At 56.5% G+C, this 23864-nt stretch carries 22 protein-coding genes; 5 read left to right on the top strand and 17 right to left on the bottom strand.

Annotation, left to right across the window (positions count from 1 at the left end; translation table 11 throughout):
* Positions 1–154: 154 nt before the first annotated feature.
* From murQ to pdxR, 15 genes are all read right to left on the bottom strand, one after another.
* On the bottom strand, positions 155–1075 hold the full coding sequence (murQ, locus tag ET33_RS03685; RefSeq protein WP_036677695.1) for an N-acetylmuramic acid 6-phosphate etherase: 921 nt from the start codon (positions 1073–1075) through the stop codon (positions 155–157).
* A gap of 57 nt (positions 1076–1132) precedes the next feature.
* The gene (locus ET33_RS03680) at positions 1133–1957 is read right to left on the bottom strand and encodes a carbohydrate ABC transporter permease (RefSeq protein ID WP_036676675.1); all 825 of its coding nucleotides are present in this window, start codon (positions 1955–1957) and stop codon (positions 1133–1135) included.
* A gap of 18 nt (positions 1958–1975) precedes the next feature.
* Positions 1976–2932, bottom strand: coding sequence for a carbohydrate ABC transporter permease (locus tag ET33_RS03675; RefSeq protein WP_233455164.1), 957 nt, complete (start codon positions 2930–2932; stop codon positions 1976–1978).
* Between the two features lie 41 nt (positions 2933–2973).
* A complete protein-coding gene (locus ET33_RS03670; protein ID WP_235206635.1) occupies positions 2974–4272 on the bottom strand; it encodes an ABC transporter substrate-binding protein in 1299 nt (432 codons plus the stop codon).
* 47 nt (positions 4273–4319) lie between these two features.
* Complete coding sequence (locus ET33_RS03665; RefSeq protein ID WP_036676667.1) at positions 4320–5369, bottom strand: serine hydrolase domain-containing protein; 1050 nt, start codon at positions 5367–5369, stop codon at positions 4320–4322.
* Positions 5370–5608: 239 nt separating this feature from the next.
* Positions 5609–6322 carry a 2OG-Fe(II) oxygenase gene (locus tag ET33_RS03660; protein ID WP_036676664.1) on the bottom strand — a complete coding sequence of 238 codons (714 nt, stop codon included), beginning with the start codon at positions 6320–6322 and terminating at the stop codon, positions 5609–5611.
* Between the two features lie 582 nt (positions 6323–6904).
* A complete protein-coding gene (locus ET33_RS03655; RefSeq protein WP_036676661.1) occupies positions 6905–8362 on the bottom strand; it encodes a leucyl aminopeptidase family protein in 1458 nt (485 codons plus the stop codon).
* Positions 8359–9336 carry an ABC transporter ATP-binding protein gene (locus tag ET33_RS03650; RefSeq protein WP_036676658.1) on the bottom strand — a complete coding sequence of 326 codons (978 nt, stop codon included), beginning with the start codon at positions 9334–9336 and terminating at the stop codon, positions 8359–8361. Before ET33_RS03650 ends, ET33_RS03655 begins: the two co-directional genes overlap by 4 nt.
* The gene (locus ET33_RS03645) at positions 9333–10331 is read right to left on the bottom strand and encodes an ABC transporter ATP-binding protein (RefSeq protein WP_036676655.1); all 999 of its coding nucleotides are present in this window, start codon (positions 10329–10331) and stop codon (positions 9333–9335) included. The genes ET33_RS03650 and ET33_RS03645 overlap by 4 nt, the downstream gene beginning before the upstream one ends.
* A 16-nt stretch (positions 10332–10347) precedes the next feature.
* Positions 10348–11244 (bottom strand): ABC transporter permease subunit, encoded by an 897-nt coding sequence (locus tag ET33_RS03640; protein ID WP_051775091.1) that lies wholly within the window; start codon positions 11242–11244, stop codon positions 10348–10350.
* A gap of 11 nt (positions 11245–11255) precedes the next feature.
* On the bottom strand, positions 11256–12185 hold the full coding sequence (gene nikB / locus ET33_RS03635) for a nickel ABC transporter permease (RefSeq protein ID WP_036676652.1): 930 nt from the start codon (positions 12183–12185) through the stop codon (positions 11256–11258).
* Positions 12186–12280: 95 nt separating this feature from the next.
* Positions 12281–13864: a glutathione ABC transporter substrate-binding protein gene (locus tag ET33_RS03630; RefSeq protein WP_036676649.1), complete on the bottom strand. Its 1584-nt coding sequence runs from the start codon at positions 13862–13864 to the stop codon at positions 12281–12283.
* Positions 13865–13974: 110 nt separating this feature from the next.
* Positions 13975–14973 carry an asparaginase gene (locus ET33_RS03625; RefSeq protein WP_036676645.1) on the bottom strand — a complete coding sequence of 333 codons (999 nt, stop codon included), beginning with the start codon at positions 14971–14973 and terminating at the stop codon, positions 13975–13977.
* 504 nt (positions 14974–15477) lie between these two features.
* Entirely contained in the window at positions 15478–16332 is an 855-nt protein-coding gene (locus ET33_RS03620) for a hypothetical protein (RefSeq protein WP_036676642.1), read from the bottom strand.
* A 68-nt stretch (positions 16333–16400) separates the two neighbouring features.
* Complete coding sequence (gene pdxR, locus ET33_RS03615; protein ID WP_081890192.1) at positions 16401–17855, bottom strand: MocR-like pyridoxine biosynthesis transcription factor PdxR; 1455 nt, start codon at positions 17853–17855, stop codon at positions 16401–16403.
* Between the two features lie 177 nt (positions 17856–18032).
* Here pdxR and hisC point away from each other — a divergent pair, with 177 nt between their 5' ends.
* From hisC to ET33_RS03600, 3 genes are all read left to right on the top strand, one after another.
* Entirely contained in the window at positions 18033–19100 is a 1068-nt protein-coding gene (gene hisC, locus ET33_RS03610; RefSeq protein WP_036676639.1) for a histidinol-phosphate transaminase, read from the top strand.
* A 265-nt stretch (positions 19101–19365) separates the two neighbouring features.
* The gene (gene blaOXA, locus ET33_RS03605; RefSeq protein ID WP_374701658.1) at positions 19366–20172 is read left to right on the top strand and encodes a class D beta-lactamase; all 807 of its coding nucleotides are present in this window, start codon (positions 19366–19368) and stop codon (positions 20170–20172) included.
* Between the two features lie 148 nt (positions 20173–20320).
* Positions 20321–21175, top strand: coding sequence for a hypothetical protein (locus ET33_RS03600; RefSeq protein WP_152570587.1), 855 nt, complete (start codon positions 20321–20323; stop codon positions 21173–21175).
* 95 nt (positions 21176–21270) lie between these two features.
* On the opposite strand, the gene ET33_RS03595 is transcribed toward ET33_RS03600, so the two are convergent.
* Complete coding sequence (locus ET33_RS03595; protein WP_036676633.1) at positions 21271–21807, bottom strand: hypothetical protein; 537 nt, start codon at positions 21805–21807, stop codon at positions 21271–21273.
* 48 nt (positions 21808–21855) lie between these two features.
* Positions 21856–22194, bottom strand: coding sequence for a winged helix-turn-helix transcriptional regulator (locus ET33_RS03590; RefSeq protein ID WP_010498754.1), 339 nt, complete (start codon positions 22192–22194; stop codon positions 21856–21858).
* A gap of 337 nt (positions 22195–22531) precedes the next feature.
* Between ET33_RS03590 and ET33_RS03585 the strand changes: the two genes are divergently transcribed.
* Together ET33_RS03585 and ET33_RS03580 are read left to right on the top strand one after the other, a co-directional pair.
* Positions 22532–23080, top strand: coding sequence for an NAD(P)H-dependent oxidoreductase (locus tag ET33_RS03585; RefSeq protein WP_036676628.1), 549 nt, complete (start codon positions 22532–22534; stop codon positions 23078–23080).
* Positions 23081–23107: 27 nt separating this feature from the next.
* Positions 23108–23821: an SDR family oxidoreductase gene (locus ET33_RS03580; RefSeq protein WP_036676626.1), complete on the top strand. Its 714-nt coding sequence runs from the start codon at positions 23108–23110 to the stop codon at positions 23819–23821.
* The last annotated feature ends 43 nt before the right edge of the window (positions 23822–23864 follow it).

Below are 23864 nucleotides of genomic sequence, written 5' to 3'. Positions count from 1 at the left end.
GATGGAAGACTTCGTCCAGGACGATGAAACCATCGTAACGCTTTACCATGATCTTCAAATTAAGATTGTGCTAATTTTATGTAAAGATTCGCGCGTGCGGGTCAACTAAAAAAACTTCCCGCAAGCCGCTTTCGGCGGTTCACGGGAAGCTCTATTATCCGATCCGTTGACCTTCCAGCCAACGGACCGCCTCTCCGAAATGGTCGCCCGACCGCGCTAAAGCAGCCGACGCTTCCTGCCTGTCAATGCCGAACCGGTGCATCAGAATCGCCAGGCGCGCATCACCTTCGGCCCGCCGGGCCAGCTCCTCCGCCGCAGCCCGGTCCGCTCCGGTCGCTTCGCCAATAATGCGCACGACTCGGTCGCGCAGCTTGGCGTTCGTCGCCTGCACGTTCACCATCAGGTTGCCGTACACTTTGCCGAGCTGAACCATAACGGTTGTGCTGATCATGTTCAGCACCATCTTTTGCGCGGTGCCGGCCTTCATACGCGTTGAACCGGTAACCACCTCGGGTCCGACCGGCACCTCGATGCCGTGTGCCGCCGCCCGGCTAAGCTCAGTACCCGTGTTGCACGAGATGCCGACGGTCAAGGCGCCGATGCGGTTGGCCTCGCGAATCGCCCCTAGCACATACGGCGTCCGGCCGCTCGCCGTAAGACCGACGACCGCGTCCGCTGCCGTCGCATGGCGCGCGATATCCGCCGCCCCGGCGTCGATGTCGTCCTCGGCATTTTCTACGGGGTTCACCATCGCCGTCTCGCCCCCGGCAATCATGCCGCGCACAAGCGACGAATCGACCCCGAACGTCGGAGGACATTCGGACGCGTCGAGAATGCCGAGCCGTCCGCTCGTACCGGCCCCGATGTAATAAAGCTTGCCTCCCTGCTTCAACCGCGCTGCAATCGCGGTGATCGCTTCTTCGATTTGCGGCAGCGCAGTTTGCACGGAAGCGGCAATCGTACCGTCCTCGCTGTTGATCGTCTCGATGACTTCCCGCACGCTCATCCGGTCCAAATGGACAGACTTGGCGTTGCGCTGCTCCGTAACCGGCTGCCGTTGTTCGTTATGCGTCATAAAATCTCCTTCCCTTCTCGGCTCCCTGATCGCCATAGCTGCCTTTCCCGTCCCGTCTTACTTGACCGCACCTGCCGTCATGCCGTCCATAAACTGCCTGGAGGAGAGGGCGAACAGCACGATCATCGGCAGCGACGACAAGGTCAGGCCCGCGAACAGCACGCTCCAATCGGTGGAATATTCGCTGAACAACGTCAGCATGCCGACGGGAATCGTCTTTTTCACTTCGTCTTGGATGAAGATCAGCGGGAAGAAGAAATCGTTCCACACCGTGATAAAATTCATGATCATGACCGTTCCGAGCGCCGGTCGCATCAAGGGCGCCACGATGCTCAGCAACAGGCGGATATCCGAGCAGCCGTCGATCCGGCCCGCCTCCTCTAGCTCCTTCGGCAGCGTCCGAAAAAATCCGGTCAAAATCAGGACCGACATCGGGATACCGATGGCCGTATACATCAGGATCAGCGAAGTAACCGTGTTCATTAGCCCTAAATTTTTCATCAGCATGAACAGCGGGACGATACCGAGCTTGACCGGAATCATCATGCCGAGCAGGAAGAAGAAGAACAGCGCCGGATTCCAGCGGAACGGGTATCTGGCAATATAGAACGAAGCAAGCGACCCGAACAGCAGAATCAGGGCAACGGATACGACGCTGACCGTCAGGCTGTTCCAGAAATAATCAAAGTAAGGCAGCTGGTCCAGCAGCTTCTTATAGGCGGCCATGCTCCAAGCCTTCGGCAGCCCGATCGGATTTTTGAAAATGTCGATGTTCGTCTTGAACGAAGACAAGAGCATCAGAACGATCGGATAGAGGCTGAGGAGCGCGAACAGACTGGCGATAATGTAATGCGATGCGCGTAATGCCGGGTTTGTTTTCACGAAGCGTCTACCCCCTTTCTAATACTCCATGTCCCGCTTGCGAACATAGGCCATAAACAATGCCGACAAGGTCGCGATGATCAAGAACAGCACGACCGCCAGCGCCGAGCCGAGACCGACCGCAACGCCGTCGCCCGACGATCCGCCGAAAGCCGTACGGTAAAAGAAAACGGCCAGCGTATCCGTCGAATGATACGGTTCCCCCTGCGAGCCCTGCATCGCATACACAAGCTCGAACGCTTCGAACGCGTGGATGAACGTAAATACGGTCAGAATGACAATGGACTGCGTCATCATGGGCAAAATGATCGAACGGATCAGGCGGAAGCCCTGTACCCCGTCCAGCCTCGACGCCTCGATCACCTCTTGGGAGATCGACTGCAAGCCTGCAAGCAGAATCAGCACCGCGAAGCCGACGCCGAACCAGCTGTTCGCGAGAATGATCGCCGTCAGCGCCGTGCCCGGCTCGCCCAGCCACGGCCTCGCCCATTCGGCGAGACCGATGTTCTTGAGCGCGAAGTTTACGACGCCGGAATTCGGGTTCAGCATCAGCTTCCACAGGAAGCCGACGACGATGACCGACAGCAGCCGCGGCACGAAGTAGGCCATTTTGAACAGCTCCGCGCCCTTTACTTTCGTGTAAATAATGTACGCCAAAATGAAAGCGATGCCATTTTGCACGATCATTTCCAGTATAAAATAGTAAACGTTATGCCCGAACGCGTTCCAGAACAGCCCGTTGAACGGCTCCGTCGTGAACAGCTTGACGAAATTGTCGATGCCAACAAAAGCGCCTTTCTGAAGGCCCTTCCAGTCGAACAAGCTGTAGCTGAAAGCCGCTACGATCGGATACACGACAAACAGCGCGTAGACGGCGAGGGCAGGAACCGGGAACAGGTGGATGATCCCTCGTTTCCAGTTCAAACCCGGCTGCCTTTTGCTAGTGCGGTCCCATACCGCCACTTCTCGATTCATTGCGCCCCGCCCTTTCTATAAAGTTTGTGTCGACCGGCGGTTTATTTGGCCGCGGGCTTGAACCAGGAATCGGCGCTCTTCTGCACGATATCCGTCACCGTGTCCGTTTTTTCCTTGCCCAGGAACATTCCTTGGAGAGCCGTCTCCAGCGTAGACTTGGTCGTCGGATTGCCAGCGCTGAAATGCACGACCATTGCATACGGCGTCGAATTGGCAGCAGCGAGCTGGATCATTTTCGCGACGAGCGGGTCGGAGGATTCCACGCCCGGAATCGTGCTCGGCTTCTTCAGATCGTCGGCTACCATCTTGCCAAATTCCTTCGTCGTCATGAACTCGATAAACTTCATGGCCGCCTCTTTATGCTTGGAAGCAGCGTTGACGGCGAACGAACCGTCCACCCAGTTGGTCACGCTGGCCTTGCCGTCCGCTTTCACCGGAGGAACCGGGAACAGATCCAGATCGAGGTCCGGGTTCATCTTTTTCATGACCGCAATTTCCCAATCGCCCATCACGATCATACCCGCCTGCTCGGTGACGAACAAATTGCGCATGTCATCCATGCCGAGACCCGTATAATTTTCCGGGAAATATTTTGTCAAATCTTGAAGCATCGTGATCGAATCAGTGAACTCTTTGCTTTTGAAGTTCGTTTTGCCTGCGAGCAGGTTATTGACAAACTCGGTGCCGCCGTAAAATTGCGGGCCGAGCGCGCCGTGCGTCAGGGACAAAATCCAGCCTTCCTTGGAGCCGAAGGCAAACGGCGCAATCTTGTTCTGCTTCAGCGTATCGGCCGCCTTCATCAGCTCGTCCCAGGTTTTCGGCTCGGACAGGTTAAACTTTTTGAACAGTTTTTTGTTATAGAAAATTTGCGTCGAGCTGTAGACCGTCGGCACGCCGTATACTTTGCCGTCCTTGCCGGTGGCGGCCATCTTCGCTTCCTTCGGAATCGTTTCGAGCCCCTTGACGCTGTCGAGCGGCTCCAAGTATTTGGCGTCGGCGAGCGCGATACCGGCGGCATACGGCCGGAGGTGGATGATGTCGGGGCCGCTGCCGGTTTGCAGCGCCGTATTCAGCACCGTGTTGTATTCGGTGTTTTTGGTCGGCTTGAATTCGATCTCAATGTCGGGGTTCGTCTTGTTGAACGCTTTGATGATCTTCTCGTATACTTCCTTGTCTTCCGTCCGCCAGCTGCCCATTGACAGCTTGACCTTCTGAGCTTCCGTCTTCTGTCCTCCGCCGCCGTTTGCCGCCGGCGTTTCTTTAGCCCCGTCCTTCGACGGGCTGCTGCAGCCCGTTGCGATAAGCGATATGGCCGCAGCGAGCGCGATTGCCGATTTCATGGTCTTTGTCCCCTTCATACTTAAGCCCTCCCTAGGATGATGATTCGTTATTTATCCTCGATGAGCGAGGTATAAACCGTCGTATGCAAAATCGGCCGCAGCTCCCGCATGATCGGACTTCGTCCGAAATGCACCGCGTTCGTCAAAAACACGACAATCAGCTCGTGGTGCGGATCAATCCACAGGCTCGTTCCGGTAAAGCCGGTATGCCCGAAGCTGCCGTGCGGCCAAGACGCTCCGCAAGCCGGCGCCCGCTCCTGACCGTGCCATAGTTCCCAGCCGAGCGCCCGGCCTTGATACGGATTGCGGAAGCAAGCGCCGATGATTTCCCTGTTCAGCAGCCCGCCGCCGTCCGGGTCAAGCCATGCCTGGGCATACTTGTGCAGGTTGTCCGCCGTTGTGAACAGTCCTGCGCTGCCGCTGACGCCTCCGAGATGATAGCACTTTTCGTCATGAACGACTCCGTGCACATACCCGGTACCGTCGTCCAGCGGTTCCGTGGCGGCGATTCGTCCAAGCAGCTCGGGCCGCGGATTGAACATCGAATCGGCCATCCCCAGCGGGTTGAACACGTACCGGCGCGCGCACGATTCCAGCGATTGCCCGGATACGACGGCGGCGACCTCGCCGAGCAAAATCATCCCGAGGTCGCTGTACACCGCCTGCTCCCCGGGCACTGTCACCAGCTCCTGCTTCAGCACGAGAGGAATGACGTCGCGGCGCTCCGTCCGCTTGGCATAAGGAAGCTCGGGAGAAAGCCCGGACGTATGCATCAGCAGGTGGCGCAGCGTCACGTTCGGATGGCGGAAGCCGGGAATATACGCCTGGACGGGATCGTCCAGCCGGAGCCTTCCCCGTTCCGCCAGCGCCAAGATGACCGGCAAGGTCACCGTGACTTTCGTTAACGAAGCGACGTCGAACATCGTGCGCTCGGTCACCTGACGCTCGGCGGTGCCGTCCGAATAGGACCCGTAAGCTTGGCTCCATCGAACGTCAGCCCCCAGCGAGATATCCACAACAGCTCCGGGAATCGCCTTTTCCTTCACCCAGCGCCGGATCAACCGGTCAACCGCGTCCCATTTCTTTGGATCGGTCATCTCTCCATCGCCGCCTCTCTTTCTAAGTCAACATTTTTGTAAACGCTGTCATTCTTCATACTCATATTATAAAATATTATTTCATTTTGTAAATAGTGACATGAAATTTTATTTCCGAATAAAAAAACCTTGCGCCTAAAGCGCAAGGAGCAAGGGCAGCGTGTGGAGAAACCCTGGAAGTAGAATATCTCAGACAAATAGAGGTGGGGATATCCCCCCACCTTAAGCGCGAGGACTCGTCATTGGGCATCATGAAAAATAAGCCCCAGACTGTAGCGCGTGCCCGATGTAATCGTGCTTACGCCGTGACGTAGCGTCGTCCGGTATGTCCCGCGTGTGCCCTGCACCGGACGATGCTGCGTCGGAAAAATAAGCCCGGCTCCTTGCTCCAGCGCAATCGCATGGCCTCTGGACTGCGCTCTCGGCCTCTGCTCGACCAGCAAAAATTCGCCGCCCGCATATTCCTTTTCACGCTGATTCAAAACAAAGACGACCTGAAACGGGAAAAATACATCCCCGTACATATCTTGATGCAAGCAGTTATACCCCCCTGCTTCGTACTTCAAAAGCAGCGGCGTCGGACGGGTCTGTCCGTGCTCATGGCAACGTTCCAGAAATTGCGCCAGCTCGGGAGGGTACTCGGCTTCCTGACCAAGCTGCATCTGCCAACGATTCGCCGCTTCGGCCAGCCGGGGATAAAACGAGACGCGCAGCTCCTGCAGCAGCGCCGGCAGCGGAGCCTGAAAATATTGGTATTCTCCGATGCCGAATCGGTACCGGGCCATATCGATCCGGGTCCGGAAATGCGATTCCACCTCATACATGCTTATGAGTTCGCGGCACTCCTCGTTCCGCAGCAAAGGCGGAAACGCGGCAAAGCCTTGCTCGTCCAACGCTTGTTGGATCGAAGGCCAATCCAATCCCGCGACACGCTTCGTTATTGAATCCGTCATACCAAAGACTCCTTCCGTGATGGTTTCGAGAACGAAAGATTTTATAGCGGCTGCCTTCATCATAACCAAAAAGCCTTGGCAGCGTCTTTCCATATCATGCTAACCTATTTAGGATTACGGCAGATGGATATGGACCCCTCGTTTTTACAAATTTGGATTTAGCACCCTCATTCGATTTCCGCAAGGCACTCGCTAAAATTAGCGGAACGAAACTACATCTATTTCAAAGCAATAGGCCCGTCTACACAAAATAACGAACCTGTAGTGCGTAAACGCCTCCGAATCAGGGAAATGAATATTTTTCGACACGATTAAGTCATCCCAGTTCCTCTATTCATGGGACCGAGCGTCAAAAGCTTCATTAGCGCACCGCAGTTCCTCTATACTCGAATTGGGGCATGCAACCTCTTCAACCCGCCGCCGACACCAAGCAGGCCACCACAAATCCTGGACCCCGGGCATCCTTCGAATAAAAAAAGAGACCGCCCCTCGGCAAAACATTTGCCTCTGGAACGATCTCTTATCAGTACCCCATTCAACTCGCCTCAAGCCTGTCTGTCCACGCCAAGCCGACAGCTGGCATCAAGCCTCGCCGCCCCCGGCGCTCCGGTTCGCGTCGGCCCGACCGGCCGCAAAGTCGGCCAGCAGCCGCGCGCCGTAGCCGGTCGCGCCGGCCGGGTAATAACCGCGCGCAGTCTTGGCCTGCACGGTGTTTGCCATGTCGATGTGCACCCAGCGCATCGCATCGGCCACGAAGCGGCGCAGGAACAGCGCCGCTACAATCGCTCCGCCGTACGAAATCGGCGGAATGTTGTTCATGTCGGCATAATCGCTGCGCAGCAGCTCCTCGTAGTCGTCGACCAGCGGCATCGGCCACAGCCGGTCTCCGCAATGCTCGCCGATGGCCGCCAGTGTGTCGACGAGCTGGCGGTCGCCCCACGCTCCGGCGAGGCCCAGCCCGAGCGCCTCGCCGACGTTGCCCGTGAGCGTCGCGATGTCGATCACCTCCCGGGCGCCGAGACGCCCGGCGTGCAGCAGCGCATCGGCCAGCACGAGCCGGCCTTCCGCGTCGGTATTGCCGACCTGCACGGAAAGGCCGTTCGGATACGTGACCACCGTAGACGGCACGAACGCCGCCGCGTCAGGCATATTGTCTGCGACCGCGATCAGCGCGACGATGTTCGCCTGCAGGTCCGAGCGGCTGATCATGTCCATCGCGCCAAGCACGGCGCAGGCGCCGCCCATATCGAACCGCGCGTCGCTGATATCCCGTCCGGACTTGACGTTCATGCCGCCCATATCGAATGTAATGCCTTTACCCACGAGTGCCAGTAGCGGCTGCGACGGATCGGTGCAGAACGTCAGCTCGATGAGCGCAGGCTTGTACCGGCTTCCCTGCGCGACGGTCAATAGCCCGTTCATCCCCAGATCCGCGAGTTCCAGCTCCCCATAGATACGAACGTTCACCGGCCGCTCCGCAAACCGCTCCCGAACGATCTCGACGAGCGATTCCGGGTGCAGCACATTCGGCGGCTCGTTGCACAGGTCGCGCGCAAACATAGCCCCTTCCGCACGAATCGCCGTTTGCTCCAGCGCTTCCTCATAGGAAGCGTCGCCGGCGCATACAAGGTGCAGACGCTCCACCGTACGGGCTTCCTTGCGAGACTTGTATTTGTCGAACGCATACGAGCCGAGCAGCCAGCCCTCCGTCCAGGCCCGCACCGCCTCTTCCTCAGAAAGCGCGCCGCTCAGCGTCCGGACGAACGATTCCAGCATGACGGTCACGGTTGTGAAGCCTTCCTTGTGAACCGCTCTGGCCGCATTCCCGGCCGCTTCACGTACCCGCTCCGCATTCGCCTCCGGCTCGAGTCCGACGATCAGCACGTGCGCCTCTTCGCCGCGCCCGTAAAACCAAGTGACCGCGCCGCGGGCTTTCATCCCCGGCCGCAGCTCCAACTGCGGAACCGGCTGTCCGGCGTGCTCCGGGCACAGATAAACGGTGACATCCGCCGTTTGAACGAATCCTGTCGTGATCTTCATCCTTTGCTCTCCCCATACAAGTGGCAAGCCACGTAATGGCCCGGTTCCTGCTCCTGGAACACGGGCGCCTTCGTCCGGCAGACGTCCATTGCCGCCGGGCAGCGGGTATGAAACCGGCAGCCGGACGGCGGGTTGACCGGGCTGGGCAGATCGCCTTTCAGCACGATTTTCTCGCGCTTCAGCCGCGGGTCCGGCACAGGCACGGAAGAAAAGAGCGCCTGCGTGTACGGATGCAGCGGCTTTTCATACATCGCGTCCTTATCCGCCAGCTCGACCATCGAACCGAGATACATGACGCCGATCCGGTCGCTGATATGCTCGACGACGCTCAGATCGTGGGAAATAAACAAGTACGTTAGCCCGAGCTCCTCCTGCAAATCCTGCAGCAGGTTCAGCACCTGCGACTGGATGGACACGTCGAGCGCGGATACCGGCTCGTCGGCCACGATCAGGCTCGGCTTCACCGCCAAAGCGCGGGCGATGCCAACACGCTGCCGTTGACCGCCGCTGAACTCGTGCGGGTAGCGCTCACCATGGAACGAGCTTAAGCCGACGACCTCAAGCAGCCGCTGCACGTCCTTTTCCCGCTCCGCCGCCGACATTTTCTCGTGAATAAGCAGCGGCTCGGCGATGATATCCTTGATCTTCATGCGCGGATTAAGCGACGCGTACGGGTCCTGGAACACCATCTGCATCTGCCGGCGCAGCGGACGGATGCGGGCCTCGTCCAGCTTCCCGATCTCCTGCCCGTCGAACCAAATCTCGCCTTCACTCGGCGCCAGCAGCCGTGTAATCAGGCGGCCCGTCGTCGACTTGCCGCAGCCGCTCTCGCCGACGATGCTGAACGTCTCGCCCTTGCGGATGGAGAAAGATACGTTATCCACCGCCTGCAGCAAAACCGGCTTCCCGAACCACCCTTTCTTGATCGGAAACACTTTACGCAGGTTTTTCACTTCCACCAGCGGTTTCGTCACGCTTCCCCTTCTCCCTTCGCGCTATCGTTCTCAAATAGCCAGCAGCGGCACTTTCGGCCGCCGGTGGTCTGCACCAACTGCGGCTCCCGCTCGCGGCAGATGTCCATCACCGCCGAGCAGCGGGGAGCGAACTTGCAGCCGGCCGGCATGTTCGTCAAGTCCGGCACGTTGCCGGGAATCGATTCGAGCCGCCGGTGATTCTGGCGCAGCTTCGGGACCGAATGAATAAGCCCCTTCGTATACGGATGCTGCGGGTCGTCGAAAATATCCAGCACGTTCCCTTCCTCGACGACACGTCCCGCGTACATGACGATGACGCGATCGCACATTTCGGCCACCACGCCCAAGTCGTGAGTGATCAGCATGATGGACATGTCGTTCTCGTCCTTCAGCTTCTTCATCAGGTCCAAAATTTGCGCCTGGATCGTCACGTCCAGCGCGGTGGTCGGCTCGTCGGCAATAAGGAGCTGCGGGTTACAGGACATCGCCATGGCGATCATGACTCGCTGCCGCATACCGCCCGAGAGCTGGTGCGGATATTCGTCGATGACATCCTCGGCGCGCGGAATGCCGACCAGCTTCAGCATATGAACGGCGTGCTCCCGCGCCTTGCTTTTATCGTATTTCATGTGCAGGCGGATCGCTTCCACAAGCTGCTTGCCGATCTTGAGTACCGGATTGAGCGACGTCATCGGCTCCTGGAAAATCATCGCGATGTCTTTCCCTCGGATCGAGCGCATCTCACTTTCGGACAGCGCGACCAGATCCTTCTCCTGAAAACGGACCGTACCCCCGACAATGCTCCCCGGCGTGCCGTGCAGCAGCCGCATGACGGACAAGGACGTGACGCTTTTGCCGCAGCCGGATTCTCCGACCAGACCGAGCACTTCGCCTTTGTTCACATGGAAATCGACGCCGTCAATCGCGTTGACTTTGCCTTGATCCCGGGTGAACTGTGTCTTGAGGCCTTTCACGTCAAGTAGTTTTTGAGTCATTCGCGTTACTCCTGTTCTAATTCTTGATCTTCGGATCGAGCGCGTCTCTCAAACCGTCTCCCAGTATGTTGAAGGCGAGAACCGTCAGGAAAATGGCGGCTCCCGGAAAATAAACGACATGCGGCGCGATGCTGAGGTAATCGCGGCCCATGCTCAGCATGGCCCCCCAGTCCGGGTCCGAAGGCTTCGCCCCGAGGCCGAGAAAGCTCAGGCCCGATGCGGCCAAAACGGTCGTCCCGATCCGCATCGTGAAGTAAACGATCAGACTCGGAACGGTTTCGGGAAAAATGTGACGGGCAATAATCCGCACGTTGTTCGCCCCGATGGAACGGGCCGCTTCCACATACAGCGATTCCTTCGTTTCCAGGGTGGCGCTGCGGATCAGCCTCGCGAACGACGGAATGCCGAAGATCGCAACGGCGACGACGACGTTCATCAGCCCCGGTCCGAGGATCGCGACGATCCCGATTGCGAGCAGCAGATCGGGGAACGAGAACATGACGTCGCTGCTCCGCATGATCAGCCGGTCGAGCCAGCCGCCGTAATAGCCGCTGATCAGCCCGAGCAGCGTGCCGATGGCCGCCCCGATCAGCACGGCGCTGAGGCCGACGGACAGCGACAGCCGGGTGCCGACGAGAATGCGGCTGAAAATATCGCGGCCGTACTCGTCCGTACCGGCCAAATGCTTCGCCGACGGACCGGACAAAATGTTGTCGTAATCCGGCACGGACGGATCGTAAGGCGCAAGCGCGGGACCGACGATCGCGACGACGACGAGCAATAAGATAAACAAGCCTGCGGCGAACGCGAGCTTTTGCTTTTTCATTTTGATCCAAAAATCGCGGAGCGGACTGCTTTTAGTAAACGGAACGGCCGTGTCCGCAGCGTGGTCGATGACGATGTTTTGACTCATGGTGGTCCTCCTCAGTTCTGGCCCGACAGGCGAATTTTAGGATTGAGCACGCCATACAGGACGTCAACGAGCAAGTTGACCAGAATGAATTCGACGGCAAACAGCAGCAGCTCCGCCTGAATGACCGTATAATCGCGGAAGGCGATCGAATCGATCAGCAGCCGACCGAGCCCGGGGATACTGAACACCGTCTCGACAATGACCGAGCCGCCGAGCAGAAAGCCGAACTGAAGCCCGGCCACAGTAATGACGGAGATCATCGAGTTTTTCATCGCATGCCCCCAGACGACCGTGCGTTCGTTCAAGCCTTTGGCACGGCCGGTCCGGATGTAGTCCTGCTTCAGCGACTCCAGCAGGGAAGCACGGGAGAAGCGCGCCAGCATCGACATGATGCCCGCTCCGAGCGTAATCGACGGAAGCACGTAGCCCTGCCACGTATCGACGCCTCCGGTCGGCAGCCAGCCGAGCTGGACGGAGAACAGCTGGATGAGCAGCAGCCCGAGCCAGAACGGCGGCACCGAAATGCCCGAGACCGCGGTCAGCATACTCAAATAGTCCGGCCAGCGGTTGCGTTTCGTCGCCGAGATGACGCCGATCACGATTCCGAACAGAAGCGCCCAGCCCATGCTGAAAATCGTCAGCCAGATTGTCGGCATCATGCGCGAGGCAAGCATTTCCGTTACCGGCTGGCCGGTTTTGAGCGAACGGCCCAGATCTCCCTGCAGCAGATGCGACATATAGATGAAATATTGCTCCCAGAGCGGCTTGTCGAGGCCGAGCTCAGCCTGGATGCGGCTGATGTCTTCGAGCGTAGCTTCCTTGCCGGCCACGAGCCGCGCCGGATCGCCGGGAATCAAGTGGATGAACAGAAAGATCAAGACGGAAACGATAAAAAGAATCGGAATGACGGCAACCAATCGTTTAAGCACATACTGAGCCAAGCTTTTACACTCCTCCTCTGAAAACCTGCCATTAGGCGAGATGCTGTGGTGAGCACCGCACCGGAGGGCGGGTCAACACAGCATCAGGTCAGGACTTACTTCTTGATTTCGGCTTCGCGGACGTTGATCGAGCCGTCCGGATATACTTTCACGCCTTCGAGGTAGTTTTTCTTGCCGGATACGATCTGGTCGACGGCAAGGAACACCCACGGAGCGTCTTTGTAGATTTGCGCTTGAATATCGGCGTAAACGGCTTTTTGCTCGTCGGCGCTAGACAGCTTGTTCGCTTTTGCGATCAGCTCGTCTACTTTGTCGTTTTTGTAGTAAGCGGTGTTCGATCCGTTCGGAGGGTACATTTCGCTCGCGAAGAGCGGGCGTGTCGCCGCATCGGCGTCGGCCGAGGATGGGGACCAGCTGACGTACCACATTTGCACCTTGGATTCCTGCGGCGTTTTGGCCGAGTTGATCTCGTTGGACAGCGTGCCTTCTTCCATCGGCTTCACGTCGAGCGTGATGCCTACGGCCGCCAGCTGCTGCTGCACGAACTGCATACCTTTGACCGTTTCGGAGTCGGAGCTGCCCCAGATTTCGGCTTTGAACCCGTTTTCGAGGCCGGCTTCCTTCAGGAGCGCTTTCGCTTTCTCCACGTTGCCGTCATACGGCGTTTGCTTCGCATAGAATTGCGTTTTGGATGACATGGTCGAGTCCAGCTTCTCGGCAAAGCCCGATTTGACGACTTTGATATAGGCGTCTTTGTTGATCGCGTAGTTGATCGCCTGACGGACGCGGACGTCGTCGAACGGCTTCTTCGTCATGTTCATCGTGATGTAGCGCGCAATCGTCGAAGGCGTTTTGTCCACGACGATGCCGTTCTTGCCATTCACCTGCTCCACCTGCTCGGTCGGCAGCGGATAGACGAAATCGGCTTCGCCCGTTTTCAACATCGCGACGCGGGAACCGTTCTCCGGCACCGGCTTGAAGGTGATAGTGTCTACCTTCGGCAGACCTTTTTCCCAATAATCGGCGTTCTTCTCGATCGTCATCCGGTCGCCCTGCACCCATTCCTTATACTTGAACGGACCGGTGCCCACCGGGTGCTGGCCGATATCTTTGCCGTACTTCTCCAGCGCCTGCGGGCTGATGATCATCAGCATGGCCAGCTTGTTCAGCATCGCGGAATACGGCTGGGACAGCGTAATTTTTACCGTTTTGGCGTCGACGACTTCGGTTTTCTCTACGGCGGCGAAGCTGCGCGCCATTTTCAGGTTGTTATCTTTGTTTTTCACCCGGTCGAGGTTGACTTTGACCGCTTCCGCGTTGAACGGCGTGCCGTCGTGGAACTTGATGTTCTCTTTCAGCTTGAAGGTGTATACCTTGGCGTCCGGGCTCACTTCGTAAGATTCAGCCAACACAGGCACGACCTTCATATCCTGATCGAAGCCGAGCAGGCCTTGATACATCGTGCGGTAGCCGGAAATGGACAGCGTATCGGCCGCGTTGTGCGGGTCCAGTGTCACGAAGTTGGCATTAACTGCAATCGTGATGCCGTTGCCTTCCTTCTTGGCTGTCGGCTGCTCGGCTGCGCCTTGCTGCTGCGGCTTGCTTGCGCCGCCGCTACAGCCTGCGAACATCGCGCCGGCGAGCACCAATGCCGTAAAAGCTGCGAAACGTTTTTTCATGGAAAATCCCCCCGTTTTTCATTGATTTATGCTTAATCTTCCTGCGGAACGAACGAGCCGTTCGTCCAAAAGAAGGAAGATCGTTACCCATGTGTCAGTGAAGCGCCCAACTATAAACGGAATACGGTTTTTCTCTCACCTACGACGATGTGGTTGTCGTTCTTGATCTCCTTCGGAGCCAGCGCGTACAACCGGTCGATCGTATCGCGGTTGTCGTAGCCGATCTGCTCCAGAATCGAAGCGACAATAATCGGCCATACGAGCTCCGAGCCGTCCAGAACTTTTAAGGCGAAGCTCATGCGCTCCTTTTTGAGTCCGAAGCCGTATACTCCTTTGGCGCCGCCCTTGGCGACAATGTTCGGATCGGTCAGAAGCGCGGTGCAAATAAAATCGTGGCTGGCGATGATCTCCGGGTGAGCGTTCATGTAGCCGGCGATTTTCGTCACCGCCGCTCTCGTATCGGCATTCGCGATCAGATCCGGGCAGGCCAGCTTCAGGTAGGCGCGAGCGATGTTGTGCAGCGGCATCGCATACACCGGAAAGCCGCAGCCGTCTACTCCGATGCGGATGTCTTCCTTCGGGTAATCGGCCATTTCAGCCATTGCTTCCAAGCTGAGCTGCTGCGCCGGGTGCTCGATACTCCAGTAGGTTTCGAGGTCGTAGCCGAGCTCCTTGGACAGCGCGAGAAAACCGGAATGCTTGCCGGAGCAGTTATGGTACAGCTTGCGCTTCTCCAAATGGTCCCAGTAGCAGGCCGCCCGCGGTGCTTCGTTGAGCGGGTACGTCGGACAGCACAGGATGTCTTCTTCCTTCAGCCCGGTTTTTTGCAAAACCGACTCGAGCGCCTCGATATGATACTTCTCTCCTCGGTGCGAGGCGGCAAACAAAGCCGCTTCCTTCGGGCTCAGCTTGAATTTTTCGTCGATGCCGTTCTTGATGACCGGGATCGCCTGAAACGGCTTCGCCGCCGAACGCAAAAACGTCATATGCCGTTCGTCGCCGACAGAATGCACAATCCGGCCGTTCTCGTCCATTCCGCAAACGAGGCCCATATGTACATTTTCCAGCACGCCTCCGCGGTATTCTTCCACCAATCGTTCGAAGCCCATAAGTAACTCATTTCCTTTCGGCATGTGAAGTTCAAGCTGTTCCGCTGCGGTTTGTGGCCCGGGGATCCCGCTTTGCTAACGCTTTCAAGTCGGGTTCGTCGGGTCCGGAACCGCTTTAAATGATTCCTTGAACAAATTTAATTCGTTTATTTTCACCACTGATGTTAATAATAACAGCCGTTTTTTTCGCTTGTCAATAAATATTTGAATAAATTGTGAAGAAAACGACGGTTTCCGGGAGGGGGTGGAACGGTTTGAAATTTATTTATTCCAGTGACGGTATTAATTTCATCTCCTGTCGTTTTTGTCCTTTGTACAATAAAAAAACCGCCCCTCCTCCAAGCCATTGGGCCGGGAGGCGTGCGGTTTTTCGGATTTTGCCGGATGGCTGCCATCCAGATGTTGTGCGTTTTTTCGGAATCACGGAATGGTCGTCATTTTTACATTGTGTATCCTCTCAGGCCCGACCGGAAGGACACATCCAAGCCACACGCTCGCTTTTCGTCAAGCCCGATACCCGAAAATTCTTGCAAAATTATCCATGTTTCGCATCAAGGCGTCCGCCTTTGCAAGCGGCGTCTGCTCCAGCTTACGGTTTATATCCAGCAAGAAGGAAGCCATATCGGTCGTATCGGCGCCTGCAAACCGGTTGTCGAGCTTGGTCGTCTTCAACTCGTGCAGCAGTTGTTTCGTTTCCTCGCGATACTTGCTCACCCACTGCTCATTTTGCGGGATTTTTTTGACAAACGAAAACAAAATGCTGCCCCAGTCGCCGCTGCCGGTTACCGCTTCGTTCAGCTTTTTGTAGGTATCCGGTTCGAACCTCTTCATCAGCTCGTTGATGTCCACATAGTCTTCCGGCGCCCCGACCGGCCGGGATGGCGGCATCTTGTAGGAGACACTTCCCGTGGCCGGATCAACCGTTCCCTTCGTGCCGATGACGGCAATTTGATTCATGATCGCCATCAACTCGGACGATTCACCGCCCGACATATAACGGTCCGCCACATATTTTGCCTGCGCCAATCCTGCTTCCCGCAACGCGGCTCGCTCCCCTTCGTCCGAAATAGAACCGCTAGGCAGCAGATTGGACCCGATGATCGTATGCACCGCATCGCTTACCTCCTGCGATTTCCCTTCGAGCAGCCGGTTCAGCGATTCGTCGATTTGGGCCGATACGAAAATTTTGCCCACGTGGTGCTTAATTGCGCCTTCCGCCAATTGCCGGCCGATCGGACTGATTTCGACTGTATCATGCTTCAAGCCGGCAATCGTCCCTGGTCTCAGGCCGGGCTTACTCTCCTGATCGCGGATCGCGTACAAGTTCAAGACGCTGCTTCCTTCGCCAGAAACTTTCACGTTACCCCTCCTCTTCAAAATAAAAGAAAAATGACATCCTACTGGATATATCGTCCACATTCTTTCATTTATTTAGAGAAAATTCCATTTTCCATGCATGCTCGCGCCAGATGCCTTACCCCTTCCCGGATGTCCGTTTCGGACAGGCCGCCGAAGCCGAGCAGCACGGTCGGGGCCTCATCAGACTCCGGCCGCAGCCGGTAAGCCGAAGCCGGGTAAACGCCGACTCCTTCCCGGGCGGCTGCGCGCACAAGCTCCGCTTCGTTCTTATCTCCCCGGACCCGAAGCAGCAAGTGCAGCCCCGAGTCCGCGCCGATCATCTCGACGCCCGCCGGAAAAGCGTCGCGTACCGCGTGCAGCAGCGCATCGCGCTTTTTGTGGTAGACGCTGCGCATTTTGCGTACGTGTCTGCCGAAGTCGCCGGATTGCATGAACAGCTGCTGCGTCATCTGGAAGATCGGCGAGGCGAGCTGGTCGTAGCTGTGCCGGCGGCTGCGGAACCTCGCCAGCAGCGCAGGCGGCAGCACGAGATAGCTGAGCCGGAACGCCGGCGTCAGCGCCCGAGAGAACGTGCCGACGTAGATGACCCGGCCGTCGTCGTCCAGGCTCTGCAGCGAAGGAATCGGCCGGCCGCTGTAGCGGAATTCGCCGTCGTAATCGTTCTCGACGATGTAGGCTCGCCGCTCCTTCGCCCATTGGAGCAGCTTGAGCCGCTTGCCCGCCGACAGCGTCATGCCGTACGGAAACTGATGCGACGGGGTGACATATACGGCCTGCGCGCCGCTGGCCTGCAGCTCTTCGAGGCAGATACCGTCGCTTTCCAGCCGAAGGGGCCGGCAATCGAACCGGAACTGGCCGAACAGCGCTTTTACCCCGTCGTTGACCGCTTCTTCGGAAGCGATGCAGGCGACGTCCTCGCGCAGCAATTGAAACAGCAAATCGAGCGAGTGGTACGTGCCTGCACCGACCACGATCTGTTCCGGCTGGCAGCGTACCCCGCGCATATGGTGCAGGTAGGCGGCAATTTCGGCGCGCAGCTCCGGCTCCCCCTGCAAATCGCCGTACAGCAGCAGACGGCTGTTTTCCGGCAGCAGGCAGCGGTTCATCAGCCTGCGCCATTTCGCCAGCGGAAAGCTCGCGATATCGACGCTGCCATAGCCGAAGTCGTAACGAAACGGTTCATCCTGAGACGCGTGGTACGCGCGCTTCGGCGACGGTGAAACGGCGGAACGTTCCGCCGCCGCTTCAGTCTGCACCTCCAGGGAGGCGGACGTGTCCAGCTCGGCGGCATACAGCCCGCTGCGCGGTCTGCTGTTCACATAGCCCTCGGCGAGCAGCTGCTCGTAGGCAAGGGCGACGGGCGACCGGCTTACGCCCAGATAAGCGGACAGCGTGCGGATGGACGGCAGCCGCACGTTCGCCGGAATGCGGCCGGCGGCGATTTCGTCGCGGATATAACGGTACAGCTGCATATACAGCGCTTCGCCCGACGTTTCGTCGAGCCTCGGCATCAAATCGATCATCCCGGCTTCTCCTTTGCATTAAACTGTCACTTGAAAAATTACGAAACTGACCATTTTTCGAATGTCAAAATGCGGTTATGCTCATCTTATCATCCCATTGCGCAAAGCGGAAGACGTGCATCACATCATAAAAATCACGAGCTGACCGTCAGCCGTATGTTAGGAGGAACCAAACCGATGACCCTTATTTTGCCACATATCGAACGGCTCACCCCTTACGCCTTGGGCGATCTCCCGCCGGAAGGAATCGCCGCAATCAAGCTGAATCAGAACGAAAGCCCGTACCCGCCCTCTCCGCTTGTGCTGGAAGCGCTGCGCACGCTTGGCGAAGAAGAGCTGCGCCGTTACCCCGACGCCCGCTGCGTACAGCTGCGCGCCGCGCTTTCGCGGCTGCACGGCGTCAAGGACGAGCAAATCTTTTGCGGGAACGGCTCGAGCGAGATCATCTCCTTGATCGTCAAAGGCTTCGTCGGCCCGAACCGGCGTCTGGCCCTGCCGGACCCGTCGTTCTCGCTGTATCATACGGTGGCCGCATCTAATCAGGCCTCTTCCATCGCCGTTCCGACGCGCAGCGACTTTACCGTCGATACGGAGCTGCTGATGAACAGCGGCGCGGATGCGATCGTACTGGTCAATCCGAATGCACCCACCGGACACCTGCTGCCGCTCGAAGAAGCGGAACGGCTGGTCAGCCGCTTCCCGGGGCTCGTCGTCATTGACGAAGCCTACATCGACTTCGCTGATCGCGGCGCAACGGCCATCCCGCTGGTGGACCGCTATCCCAACGTCATCGTCGTCCGCACGTTTTCCAAGGCTTACGCCCTGTGCGGAGCCCGGGTCGGCTACTGCGTCGCCGCCGAACCTCTCATCGCCGCGCTGGAAAAGAGCAAGGACATTTATAACATCAACTCCATCAGCCGGAAGCTTGCCGTGGCGGCTCTGGAGGACCGCGAATACACGGAACGCACGGTAGCGGCGGTCAAGGCGACGCGCGACAGCTTCATCGCCGAGCTTCAGAGCCTCGGCTTCGATGTCATCCCTTCGCAAACGAACTTTGTGCTGTGCACGCCTCCTGCGGGAGCCGGAAAGCCCGATGCCCGCCAGTGGTACCGGAGGCTGCTGGAACGAAACATCTACGTCCGCCATTTCGAGCACCCTCGTCTGGCCGACAAGCTGCGCATTTCGATCGGTACGGACGAAGAAATGGCTGCCGTTACCGCTGTGCTGCGCGAACTGCTCGCTTAAAGACAAGAAGCTCCCGCCCCTTTGCGAAGGGGACCGGGAGCTTTTTTTTGGGATCGCAGCGGATGCAATGCTCCGTGGGTTTCATCCGTTTTATCACCCAAATATTACCGTTCACCCATGTTTATTTCCGCGCCTCTATGCTAACTTTTATGATGGTTCTCTCACAGCGGACGTGGGTCAAAGTTAACTTATCTGCTGTCATCATTCTATAGCGTAGGAGGAAAGCATCGTGTCCCCTAGATTTCAACTCTTGGCAGCTTTGTCCATTTTATTATGGGCTGCCGGATGCTCGCAGCCATCCCCGGAAGCAGCCGGAGGCACTCCCACTCCCGGCGTATCCCCGGAGAAGAAGGAGGAGATTCGCTTGAACGAATGGAATCTGTCATCTTTTTTCCCTTCGAACAATGGGACGTTCATCATCCGGAGCCTGCGCACGAACCAATCGTATGTTTTCAACGAAACCCGCGCCGCCCTGCGTGAGGCGCCGCAGTCGACCTTCAAAGTGGCCAATGCGCTGATCGGTCTTCAGACCGGGGCCGTGCAGGACGAAAATACCGTGAAACGATGGGATGGAGTCAAGCGAAGCCGGGAGATTTGGAACCAAGATCATACGTTGGCTACGGCCATGCGCCATTCCACTGTCTGGTATTATCAAGCCATGGCCCGCGATATCGGAAATGAGCGCATGCAGCAATGGCTCGACGCCATCGATTACGGCAATAAAGATATCAGTGGAGGAATCGACAAGTTCTGGAACAACAGCTCTCTAAAAATTTCGCCTATGGAAGAGGTAGAATTTATAACGAAGCTCGTTCAGGAATCGCTGCCGTTCGACAAGAAAGTCATGCAAACGGTAAAACAGATGATACGCGAAGAAGAGCAGCAGCCCGGCTACACACTTTACGGAAAAACGGGAGGCAGCAGCAACCCGCCGTTCGGCTGGTATGTCGGATTTGTCCAGCTCCAGGAGGACACGCTCGTTTTCGCAGCCCAAGTCGATGGAGAAAGCGGCACATTGAATAAGGCGAAGGACATTACCAAGCTTGTCTTAAAGGAACGGCTTCTCCCCTAGCTTCGCCATCGTTTGAATGCAGCGCACAGCTTCCGGTCCTGTACTTGAGCCGAAGTTGAGCGCTTTTCAATTTCTATCCATTCGACTGTTAATTTTGCTATTCATATCATGATTTGCCGATAGTTACGGACGACGGAGGAACCTTCCTATGAACGTTAGCACTATAGAACACATGATGCAGTTGCTTAACGCAACAACGGATTTGGCCGAATGCAGGCGCACGGCAAAGGAAATCATCGAAGAAATAACGACTTCCGCAATGGCTTCACTAAAGGACCACCAGACCGGCGAATTGGGCACCTATCTGAACGTCAACGACCCGGAACAGATTGTCGCGCTGATCGAAATTGTTCACCAGTGCCTTGAAGCGAGCGGGGATTTATCCGGATTCATAACGCCCCTTGCACGGCTTCATCATCTGGACCGGAAAGAATCGGAGAAAACCGATACGGAGCTTTATCTTCAATATCGCGCTGCCGCCCTGCTCGATGCCTTGCTGGCCGCAGAAGTCCCTTTTCCAGATGAAGCAATTCGGCTTATCCTCGCTGCGGGCAAGCGCTATGTGATGGATCAGGCAACCGAACAATATATTTGCAGCATCCACTGGAGACTGGCGGACAGCGGCGTCAATATATCCGGTGCGATTCCGTCGCTCGTGACGGTTTTTAAAAACGGGGAGACGAGCGAGCTCGTTCATTATTCGCTTTTAGCGTTATGGGCCGCCGTTAGGCAAGGGTACTTCGATACGCCAATTCCCGACAGCGATGAGTCGTACCGGGTTTGGCTTAAACATCTTATTTCCAGCGGCACGTATAAGCTGAAGAAAGATGAACCCAACCAACTGGGAATCATCGGCTGCCTGATCGAAACGGTAAGAACATACCCCGAACTCAAAGGGCTCGCCGCCGAGTATTTAGAGCAATGCAAGATCCGGGAGCCCAGACGTCCGACCACGGATTTTCAGCACGACCTGAAACAATATTTCTCCCTTTGTCGGGAATAGCACGGAAGTTAAATAAAAGCAGCCGCGGCGTTCACATCCATGCCGGGCTGCTTCGTTATGGGCATTATTACATTTGGAGGGCCTGGAGACGAACGTCAGCCGCCGCCTTCATCGTTGCACAGCAAGCATCCGTGGCAGGACAAATAGACAGCGTGCTTGGAGCACATGGGGTACCCTCGGGGGATGGTCGGTGAATCATCATCCTCGTCTACCTCGGCCCATTCGAGATAATAGCTTGGATCAAGGTACTCCGCTTGAAAGGCATTGATCATGAGCTGAAAGTCCGCCAATCGTCCGACGACCATCTCCTTGTTCGGAGTATAGCTGAGCTTCTCCCAGCCGGATTCCTTCATAGCCCCCTGAATCGTCTGGGTCATAAACGCCTTCTCACTGGAAAAATTGTCCGCCGACCAGGGCATCTCCTCTAGACTAAACCCTACCGTTCCAATCCCGACGACCGACTGGTCGCGTTGAGCAAGCCAAATGATCAGTTCTTTTTCACGGTCCGTGTTCGCGATTCGAGAGCCGCTAAGCACCAGAACATCAAGAAAAACCGAGGTCAACCCGTTCGACATGGAAAGGGAAGGCGCTATGTCTTCTTGGGCTTCGGGCATGGAAATCACATTTCCCACGAGTATCCCCCCTCCTTTTCACGACATCCTCGCGGAACAATTCAAGTCCTATAACTGCATGCCAAATCTTTTTAATTCGATAAAAATGCCCTCCAACCGCCTTCCTTTTTCCGTCAACGTATATTCGACGCGCGGAGGAACTTCCGGATATACCGTTCTTTCCAGCATGCCGTGATCTTCCAGTTCTTTCAGACGGAGCGAGAGCGTTTTCGGACTAATGCCATCCATCGATTTCAGCAGGTCGCTGAATCGCATCGTCCCTTCGATCAGCAGATCGCGAATAATTAAAAAGGTCCATTTTGTCCCGATCACATCCAGCGTCTTGGCAATGGGACAAGGCACGCCAGGCGTTCCTTTGGTCAGAACGACGGGTTCAAGCTCACTCATCCAAGCACCCTCCCGACATTTTTTTCGCTTAATTACCCCCATTGTATCACATAAATATACTTTCGGAAACTATATGAATTAAATATCACTACTTCCGTAAATGAATCTACTACACATATAATATCGTTGTGAGCCGATCATTCCACCCTGCCTGAGGAGGTGAACAACATGTCTACGGAAATTCAGCGAAGCAGGCCGCCCTTGGCGCTCGTCGCTCCCTTGATCAGCATGTTCGCCATCGGTGGTCCGATGATTACCGCCTTCACCGGGAGGCCGAATTAGTGGAGCAAGCCGAGCATGACCGCACGTTAAACACATAAAAGGAGATGGAGACAAAATGAAAGTTTTGATCATTAACGGTCATCAAAAATATCGTTCGGCGGAGGGGAAACTGAATCAAACCTTGGTCGATCGAATGGTAAGCACATTAAGCCAAAATAACGAGGTCCAAACCACAATTATTCAAAACGGCTACAACATCGAAGAAGAGCAACAAAAATTCATTTGGGCCGACGTGATCATTTACCAAACGCCTGTATACTGGTTCAGCGTTCCCGGACTCCTGAAAACGTATATGGATGAAGTGTATGCTTACGGATTATTTTTCAAGGGCGCCGAGCAGTACGGTAGAGGCGGTTTGTTAACCGGCAAAAAATATATGTTCTCGGCGACTTGGAACGCTCCGGAAGAAGCGTTCAACGACCCGACGCAGTTTTTTAGAGGAGCCGACCTGGAAGAAGCGTTAAGTCATTTGCACCGGGCGCAAGAGTTCCTTGGATTGCAGCCTTTAAAAAGCTTCGCCTGCTACGATGTCATCAAACATCCGAAGATCGATACGTTCGCAGCCGAGCTCGACGCCCATCTGAAATCGGTATTGAATCAATAATTCGCTTACCCAAAAGGAGGAAATCTCATGTTGCAAAATCAAAAACTCATTATTATCGACGGCAGCTCCGGAATCGGTCTGGAAACCGCGAAACAGGCTATTGCGCTCGGCGCGGAAGTGATCATAGCCAGCCGCTCGGAGCATAAACTGCTAAGCGCCAAAGAGCAGCTCGGACCGAAGGCCGCGGCTTATACGCTGGATACGACGGATGAGCGGCAGGTACAGGCATTTTTTGAAAAAGTCGGAGCGTTCGATCATCTTGTCGTCAGCGCCGCGGAAACTTCGGGCGGGCCGTTCCTCCAAACCGATACGGCCCAAGCCCGCAAATTGTTCGAAAACAAATTCTGGGGCCAATACTATGCGGCCAAATACGGCGCGCCGAACATTTCAAAGAACGGTTCGATTACCCTGTTCTCCGGCGTGGTCGCCTACAAGGCGATGGTCGGCTCGTCCGCCCTTGGCGCGATCAACGCGGCGGTCTCGAACCTGGGCCAGACGCTGGCGCTGGAGCTTGCTCCGATCCGGGTCAATATCGTTTTCCCGGGGATCATCGATACTCCATCGCGCAGCAAAATGCCGGAGGACGCGCGCAACCAGTTTTACGAAACCGTGGCCGGCAAGCTCCCGGTCAAACGGGTGGGCAAAGCGGAGGATGTTGCGCAAAGCGTGCTCTATCTGATCCAAAACGGGTTCGTAACCGGCACCGTTCTGCATGTGGAAGGCGGGCATATTTTAACTTAAGCTGATGTGGGGGAAGAAAGTTCATGTTGGGCTTCTCGTAGCC

It is taken from the genome of Paenibacillus tyrphae (assembly GCF_000722545.1).
Classification (GTDB): domain Bacteria; phylum Bacillota; class Bacilli; order Paenibacillales; family NBRC-103111; genus Paenibacillus_G; species Paenibacillus_G tyrfis.
The sequence above is the reverse complement of the archived record's forward strand: the minus strand, read 5'-3'. Positions and strand labels throughout refer to the sequence as shown.